Below are 592 nucleotides of genomic sequence, written 5' to 3'. Positions count from 1 at the left end.
GTGTAGCCATCCTGCCGGGCCGACATCACCGCCTCGGTGCCGAGATTGCCGGCGTCCCCGCCGATATTGTCGATCTCGATGGGCACGCCGAGCGCAGCCTGCAGTCCCGGGACGAGCATGCGGCAGGCGAGATCCGTCCGGCCGCCCTGCGGGAAGCCCACAACCAGGGTGATGGAGCGCGTCGGATTCCATGTGCCCTGCGCCAGGGCGGGCGCAGCCAGTGCGCCGGCGGCGAGCGCCAGGGCGGAGCGGCGCGTGATCGCGCTCATGGGTGGGGTACCTCCCGTCTCATCCGAATGTGATCCGGCACGGTGGCAACTCCAAGGCGATGAAGGGGCGGCAAAGCCTCTCAACGCGTTGCGAAAGCCGAGGGCGGCAGACCTTGGACACCGCTTGGCGAGAGACTGCTCTGTTGCCGTTGGATGTCATCGCGGCAAGAAAGCAGGGAATACCTTTAGGGACAATGTATTCATCGGCAGGCAATTAGGCGCGGCCTACCCGCGCCCATGGCAGTGCTTGTACTTCTTGCCCGAGCCGCAGGGGCAGGCCGCGTTGCGCGGCGTGGCTGCCCAGGTCGCCGGATCGTTCGGGT

The 592-nt window shown here is 67.2% G+C and carries 1 protein-coding gene and 1 pseudogene; both read right to left on the bottom strand.

All coding sequences use genetic code 11. The annotated features are described in order from the left end of the window. Positions 1-269 (bottom strand): annotated as a pseudogene (locus AC1DWF_RS36615) (tripartite tricarboxylate transporter substrate binding protein); the annotation flags it as partial. A gap of 225 nt (positions 270-494) precedes the next feature. Next, on the bottom strand, positions 495-592 hold a 98-nt coding region (locus tag AC1DWF_RS36610), incomplete at its 5' end, for an SEC-C metal-binding domain-containing protein (RefSeq protein WP_476843336.1).

Source organism: Aminobacter sp. P4_D5, from assembly GCF_056401815.1.
Note: the sequence above shows the minus strand (reverse complement) of the source record. Positions and strands in the feature narration are given on the sequence as shown.